Source organism: Atribacteraceae bacterium (genome assembly GCA_035477455.1).
GTDB lineage: Bacteria > Atribacterota > Atribacteria > Atribacterales > Atribacteraceae > DATIKP01.
Window position 1 is genome coordinate 1 of sequence record DATIKP010000113.1, and the last position, 7,756, is coordinate 7,756.

General features: G+C 52.2%; 3 protein-coding genes and 2 rRNA genes. All 5 read left to right on the plus strand.

Annotated elements, in window-relative coordinates:
- The first annotated feature begins 455 nt into the window (after window positions 1–455).
- A 23S ribosomal RNA gene (locus VLH40_06990) occupies window positions 456–3,472 on the plus strand.
- A 72-nt stretch (window positions 3,473–3,544) separates the two neighbouring features.
- Window positions 3,545–3,661 (plus strand): 5S ribosomal RNA (gene rrf, locus VLH40_06995).
- Window positions 3,662–3,874: 213 nt separating this feature from the next.
- Window positions 3,875–5,524 carry a murein biosynthesis integral membrane protein MurJ gene (gene murJ, locus VLH40_07000; GenBank protein ID HSV31750.1) on the plus strand — a complete coding sequence of 550 codons (1,650 nt, stop codon included), beginning with the start codon at window positions 3,875–3,877 and terminating at the stop codon, window positions 5,522–5,524.
- Window positions 5,521–7,332 carry a translation elongation factor 4 gene (gene lepA / locus VLH40_07005; protein ID HSV31751.1) on the plus strand — a complete coding sequence of 604 codons (1,812 nt, stop codon included), beginning with the start codon at window positions 5,521–5,523 and terminating at the stop codon, window positions 7,330–7,332. Before murJ ends, lepA begins: the two co-directional genes overlap by 4 nt.
- Window positions 7,329–7,756 (plus strand): radical SAM protein (locus tag VLH40_07010; GenBank protein ID HSV31752.1); only part of this gene is annotated, 428 nt, incomplete at its 3' end. The genes lepA and VLH40_07010, both read left to right, overlap by 4 nt.

Genomic DNA, 7,756 nt, shown 5'->3' on the forward strand with positions numbered 1-7,756 from the left:
CCTGCTTGCGCGCCGCGCGCAGGCAAGAACCCCGGGCTGGGAGCATCCAACTGGTCTACCGGGAAAAGAGGTGAGGGGTAAAGAGAGGAAACGGCGGCCCAGCAGGGCGGAAGCTTTCCCGCTCAAGGAACAAAAAGGCACATCCCGCAAGGGACCTTTTCCCCCTCCCGATCCCTCCTGGAGGGAAAAGCCTCTCTTTGTTCCTCGTCGCAAGAAGGATACTGAACAGACGGCTACGGAAAGCATGTATGATTCTATAGAGGAGGGGTCTCAAGGAGGACATTTTAAAAGAGTCTTGACAAAATTTTAATAAACAGCTTGCAAAAAACCTGATTACCCATTACAATATTTAATGCTGTTAACCTCCGCACCTTGACAAGTGAATAAGGTTGGTCAGGAATACTCCAAACACACCACCTGATACCACCCATTAATGGATGAGAAGTGAAGTTTGCGGTCAAGTAATGAAAGGGCATACGGTGGATGCCTTGGTGCCGGAAGGCGAAGAAGGGCGTGGCTAACTGCGATAAGCCCCGGGTAGCTGTAAGCAAGCATCGATCCGGGGATTCCCGAATGGGGCAACCCACTGGAGCAAACCTCCAGTATCCCCGTCAGGGGAGGCGAACCGGGGGAACTGAAACATCTCAGTACCCCGAGGAAGAGAAAGCACTAGCGATTCCCTCAGTAGCGGCGAGCGAAAGGGGAACAGCCTAAACCCGAAACGTGTCAAGCTCCTGGGCCTTGCGTTTCGGGGGTCGTGGGACGACGAAGGGCTCCGCCGGGAAGGAGCCGGGAAGTGACAAAAGAGGGTCATAGCCGAAGAGGTTTGGAAAGCCTCGCCAGAGACGGTGATAGCCCGGTAGGTGAAATGACGCCTCTCTTCCTGTTTGTTGTTCCCAAGTACCACGGTCCACGAGGAATTCCGTGGGAATCCGGGGGGACCACCCCCTAAGGCTAAATACTCTCCGGCAACCGATAGTGAACCAGTACCGTGAGGGAAAGGCGAAAAGCACCCCGGAAGGGGAGTGAAATAGAACCTGAAACCGTGTGCCTACAAGACGCGGGAGGGCGATGAAGGAAACTTAGTTTTCTTCTGCCTGACCGTGTGCCTTTTGGAGAATGAGCCGGCGAGTTACGGAAGTTGGCCAGGTTAAGCGCTTAAGGCGTGGAGCCGCAGGGAAACCGAGTCTGAATAGGGCGATCAGTCAGCTTTCGTAGACCCGAAGCCAGGTGATCTACCCAAGGCCAGGGTGAAGCGGGGATAAAACCCCGTGGAGGCCCGAACCAATGTAGGTTGAAAACTGCTTGGATGAGCCGTGGGTAGGGGTGAAAGGCCAATCAAACCTGGAGATAGCTGGTTCTCCCCGAAATAGCTTTAGGGCTAGCCTCCGGTGGTTAGCAGAGGGGGTAGAGCACTGAATGGGCTAGGGGGCTTACCCGCCTACCAAACCCAAACAAACTCCGAATACCTCTGCTCAAAGCCGGGGAGTCAGACGATGTGGGATAAGCCGTGTCGTCAAAAGGGAAATAGCCCAGACCGCCAGCTAAGGCCCCCAAACACAGGCTAAGTGGGAAAGGCGGTGGCATTGCTGAAACAGCCAGGAGGTTGGCTTAGAAGCAGCCATCCTTTAAAAAGTGCGTAATAGCTCACTGGTCTAGCGATGCCGCACCGAAACATGTACGGGGCTCAAGCCTGTTGCCGAAGCTGCGGAATCGCGGAGGAATTCGTTCCTCCTCGGTTGGTAGGGGAGCGTTGGGTAGGCCGTTGAAGCGGGACCGGAAGGACCCGTGGAGGTATCCCAAGTGAGAATGCCGGCATGAGTAGCGATAAGAGAGGTGAGAATCCTCTCCGCCGTAAACCTAAGGTTTCCTGAGGAAGGTTCGTCCACTCAGGGTTAGTCGGACCCTTAGCCGAGGCCGCAAGGCGCAGGTGATGGAGAGCCGGTTGATATTCCGGCACTATCGGAGTCCGTTATGAGCGATGGGGGGACGCAGAAGGGTAGACCGGCAGCCGGGAGGATGTGGCTGTCTAAGCCAGTAGATGGAGAGAGGAGGCAAATCCCCTCTCTCGTGAACATCAAGAGGTGAATGGGAGCTCCTACGGGAGCGAACCGGTTGATCCCACGCTGCCAAGAAAAGCCTCTAGCCAGGACCTTCGATATCCGTACCGCAAACCGACACAGGTAGGTAGGATGAGTATTCTAAGGCGCGCGAGTGATCCCCCGTTAAGGAACTCGGCAATCTCACCCCGTAACTTCGGAAGAAGGGGTACCCTCTCCGGTGACAAGACTAGCTCTTCGAGCGGGAGGGGGTCGCAGAGAAACGGCTCTGGCGACTGTTTACTAAAAACACAGGACTCTGCGAAGCCGCAAGGCGATGTATAGGGTCTGACGCCTGCCCAGTGCTGGAAGGTTAAGGGGAGGGGTCAACCGGGAGTTTACTGCCGGTGAAGCTCTGAACCGAAGCCCCAGCAAACGGCGGCCGTAACTATAACGGTCCTAAGGTAGCGAAATTCCTTGTCGGGTAAGTTCCGACCCGCATGAACGGCGTAACGACTGGAGCGCTGTCTCGACGGGGAGCTCGGCGAAGTTTCAATGCAAGTGCAGATGCTTGCTACCCGCAACTAGACGAAAAGACCCCGTGAACCTTTACTGTAACCTGACATTGAATCCGGATTTATCCTGTGCAGGATAGGTGGGAGGCCGTGAACCGGGAGCGCCAGTTTCCGGGGAGCCATCCTTGAGATACCACCCTTGGTACGTCCAGGTTCTAACCCGCGGGAGTTTCCCTCCCGGGGGACCGTGTCAGGCGGGCAGTTTGACTGGGGCGGTCGCCTCCTAAAGCGTAACGGAGGCGCCCTAAGGTTCCCTCAGCACGTTCGGAAACCGTGCGCGGAGTGTAAGGGCAAAAGGGAGCTTGACTGCGAGAGGGACACCTCAAGCAGAGACGAAAGTCGGGCCTAGTGATCCGGTGGTTCCGAGTGGAAGGGCCATCGCTCATCGGATAAAAGGTACTCCGGGGATAACAGGCTGGTCTCCTCCAAGAGTCCACATCGACGAGGAGGATCGGCACCTCGATGTCGGCTCGTCGCATCCTGGGGCTGTAGCCGGTCCCAAGGGTTGGGCTGTTCGCCCATTAAAGCGGTACGCGAGCTGGGTTTAGAACGTCGTGAGACAGTTCGGTCTCTATCTGTTGCGGGCGGAGGATACTTGAGGGGAGCTGTCCCTAGTACGAGAGGACCGGGATGGACGGACCTCCGGTGTTCCAGTTGTCCTGCCAAGGGCATTGCTGGGTAGCCGTGTCCGGAAGGGATAAGCGCTGAAAGCATCTAAGCGCAAAGCCTACCCCAAGATGAGGTATCCCACTGGGTAACCAGGTAAGACTCCGGGAAGATGACCCGGTTGATAGGCTCCCGGTGAAAAGACGGTAACGTCTGAGCCAAGGAGTACTAATCGGTCGAGGACTTGACCGCAAAATAGCCTTTATCGTTTCAACGCAGCAGTGATCGCAGCACGGAGTATTCCCCCAACCTATTCATAGATTTCCCGGTGGCCATGGCGGAGGGGCCACACCCGGTCCCATTCCGAACCCGGAAGTTAAGTCCTCCTGCGCCGATGATACTGCCTTGGCAACGGGGTGGGAAAGTAGGTCGCTGCCGGGAAAACAAATCATCCCAACAAAAAAAGCTGGAGACGAATCTCCAGCTTTTTTTGTTGGGATGATTATCTATAGTTGAAAGTGAATATTGTGATACAATGGTGTGCCATTGTCCGAGGTGAGAACCCGGAAGGTTCACCCGGATAATTCAATTCACATGCCGAATAATCACTCAGGACAATTCTTTAGAAGTGAAATCGCTGGAGTGGAGATTGCGTTGAACCATCATAAAACGAATTCTGACGACGTAAGTCAGGATAAAACGATCGTTCAGGAGTCAAGAGCACCGATATTGATTAAAAACACCTTTGTCGTTGGGGTCGGAACAACGCTTTCCCGTATTTTTGGCCTGGCCCGTGAAATCCTGCTCTCCTCTGCTTTTGGAGCGACATGGATAACTGATGCGTTTTTCATTGCCTTTATCATACCGAACCTTTTACGCCGACTTTTCGCCGAAGGTGCTCTAAGCACCTCCGTTGTTCCGGTTTTTTCGCAATATGCCTGGAAAAAAGATCCGAAAGATGCCCGGGCGTTCATTACTGCTGTCTTTTCCGGTTTGCTTCTCACAGTCTCGATTATATGCTTTATCGGTATTGTAATCTCCCCCTGGCTGGTTAATCTGATCGCCGTTGGTTTCCGCGGGGATCCGGAAAAAATGGTCACGACTATCCGCTTCACCCAGATAATGTTTCCTTTTCTCCTTCTTATATCACTGTCCGCCCTCTTGATGGGAGTGCTCAATGTCCGGCATGTCTTCAGCTGGCCGGCTATTGCACCGATATTCTTCAATCTGGGCATTATTTTTTTCATCCTTCTTTTCCAAGACAGTCTGGGCGCTTTTGCGCTGGCCTGGGGCGTACTCGCCGGTGGCATAGGACAGTTTGCCATACAATTGGTTCCTTTTTACCAGTGTGGTTTCCGCCTCCACTGGATGAATCAGTTCTGGAAAAATACCGGTTTTAGACAGGTAATTTCGCTCATGCTTCCAATGACGCTGGCCCTGGCGATTTCACAGGTCAACACCTTGGTTGACCGGATTATCGCCTTGACCCTCAGAGAAGGAGCAGTTTCCGCGCTGTATTTTTCTGTCCGATTGGTGGAGCTCCCCCAAGGGATTTTCGGAGTTGCCATCGCCACAGCCATATTGCCCCAACTATCCCGGCACGCTCTGCAAGACAACCGAAGAGAGTGGGAAAAGGTTTTGTTTCAAGGCCTTCGTTTTATCCTTTATACCATGCTTCCTCTGACTGTTTTACTGATTGTTTTCCGGTTCGAATCGGTCGCGCTGGTCTACGAGAGGGGCCAGTTCGATCGCTCGGCGACCATGATGACCACTGCCGCTCTTCTTTACTATACCCCGGGGCTGGTTTTTTTCTCCTTGAACCAAGTTCTGACCAAGGCCTTCTTTTCTCTTAAAGACACGGTAACGCCGGTAAAAATCAGTGTATTCATCGTCCTGCTCAATATCTTCCTGAATGTACTGTTGGCGAGGTATATGGATTTTCCTGGCTTGGCTTTGGCCACCTCCCTCAGTGCCTCTGCCAATTCCATCCTACTCTATCTCTACCTTGTAAAAAAGCATTCTTCCCTTTCAGCGGGAAAAGATTTTCTTGTCTGGTTGGGAAAAGTCACGTTACTGACGATTTTGGTGGGAGCAGTCTCAAGCCTGATTCTTTTTCTAAGTGGAAAACCGCTGGTCGGTACTTTCGGGAGCATCATGTTCGTCCTGTCCGCCGTCGTTGTGCTGGGCATGTATGCCTTGCTATCCCGTTTCTTGGGAGTGGGAGAAGGAGAGACTTTGTTTTCACTAATCATGTGCCGGAGAAAAAAAACTGAAACAAGTCTGAGTATAGATCAGGAGAAATGATGAACAAAACACCAGGCCGAATACGAAATTTTTGCATCATCGCCCACATAGATCATGGAAAGTCGACGTTAGCTGACCGGATCCTGGATCTGTGTTCGGCTATTCCCAAGCAAAAGATGCGGGAGCAAGTTATGGACCGGATGGATCTGGAGCGAGAACGGGGAATTACGATCAAGGCCAAGGCGATACGATTGTCATACCGAAAACCCGGTGAACGCGAAGCAATGATCTTCAACTTGATCGATACACCTGGTCACGCCGACTTCGGTTACGAAGTTTCCCGCAGCCTGGCTGCCTGTGAAGGTGTTCTTTTAGTCATCGATGCCTCTCAGGGAGTGGAGGCGCAGTCCCTGGCCCACGCCCGACTTGCCCTAAGCCAGGGGTTATCCATTGTTCCGGTCATTAACAAGATCGATCTTCCCTCGGCGGATCCGGAACGAGTCACTCAAGAAATTCATACGATCCTGGGTGATGATTGTCCTCCCGTCCTCCAGGTAAGTGCCAAGCGGGGAACCGGAGTTGTCGAACTCATGCAGCGAGTCGCCGAGGCGATTCCTCCTCCCAGCGGAACCAGGACAAAACCACTCAAGGCTCTGATATTCGACTCTTTATACGATCCTTACCGCGGCGTACTTCCTTTTGTGCGGGTTTTCGACGGAGAAATTAACTGTAAAAACACGATCATGATGTTCTCGTCAAAAAAGACTTTCGAAGTTAGCGAAGTGGGGATATTCAATCCGGACATGTTTGCAGTGGATAGCCTGGGACCAGGGGAGGTAGGTTATATTGCGGCCAACATAAAAAACGTTCGGGACAGCCAGGTTGGTGACACGATAACCGATGCTTTTAATCCAGCGAGCCAGGCAGTGCCAGGATATCAGAAAGTCAAACCAATGGTATTCTGCTGTTTTTACCCGGTCGCTTCGGAGGACTACGAAAGACTGAAAGAAGCCATGGGTAAACTCCAGTTGAACGATGCTTCTTTTCAATTCGAGCCGGACGTCTCGGAGGCCTTGGGGTTTGGATTCCGGTGTGGGTTTTTAGGTCTTCTGCACATGGAGATCATTCAGGAACGGATTGAAAGGGAATTTGGGATTGCAGTTTTAGCTACTGCACCCCACGTGATATACAACGTCCTGACCAGAAATGGTGAAATGATCGAAGTCAAGTCACCCAGGGATTTTCCAGCACCCGGAGAAATCGAAGAAGCGGAAGAGCCCATTGTCGAGATGAGAATCGTCACTCCTGCCGAATATATCGGGGGAGTGATGGAATTGTGTCAGAACCGGCGTGGAGTGTTTCAAGACCTCAGTTATCTCGACGAAAAGACCGCCTTGATCACGCACGAACTCCCCCTGTCGGAAATCCTTCTAGATTTTTATAACCGCTTAAAATCCTTGACCCGGGGATACGGAAGCATAGATTACGACCTCAAGGGATTCCGCGTCTCGGTTCTCAGTAAAATCGATATCCTGGTGAACCGGGAAAAAGTTGACGGTCTTTCTTTTGTTTCGGCAGGGGAAAATTCCTACCGCCGGGCCCGGGATGTGGTCAGCCGGCTTAAGGAGGCCATTCCCCGTCAGTTGTTTGCCGTCACCATCCAGGCTGCGGCGAATGGTAAAATAATAGCCCGTGAAGAAGTATCCGCGCTTCGGAAAGATGTCCTTCAAAAATGCTATGGTGGGGATATTACCCGCAAGAGAAAACTGTTGGAGAAACAAAAGGCGGGAAAGAGGCGCATGAAGGAGATCGGAAAAATTCGCCTGCCCCAAGAGGCTTTTTTCGCTATTCTCAAGACTGACACATGATCGATGATCTACATGTTTATATACACTGGCCTTTTTGCCGGAAAAAATGCCGATATTGTGATTTCATATCCCTACCGGAACGCAGTACCCACGAACGATCGAGATACCTGGAGGCGTTGAATCGGGAGCTCCGCTACCGGATCGGTGTTGGTATGCTGGAACAAGCCACCCTTCAAACGATCTATTTTGGAGGGGGCACACCATCACTGATGACCAAAGATGAACTCTCTCTGTTAATCGAACAACTGGAATCCATTTTCCCCTCCAACAACACTAAAGAAGTCACGCTTGAAATAAACCCTTCGACCATCAGCAACAAAACCCTCAACGAAATGATCGAATGCGGGGTCAACCGCCTTAGTGTTGGCATTCAAACATTTCAGGAGAGGTATCTCAGATTTCTCGGCCGTTCACAAACTGCTGA

Bases quoted from the DNA above. Each gene is read 5' to 3' on its own strand.
- lepA (HSV31751.1), top strand. From the start codon at position 5,521: ATGATGAACAAAACACCAGGCCGAATACGAAATTTTTGCATCATCGCC.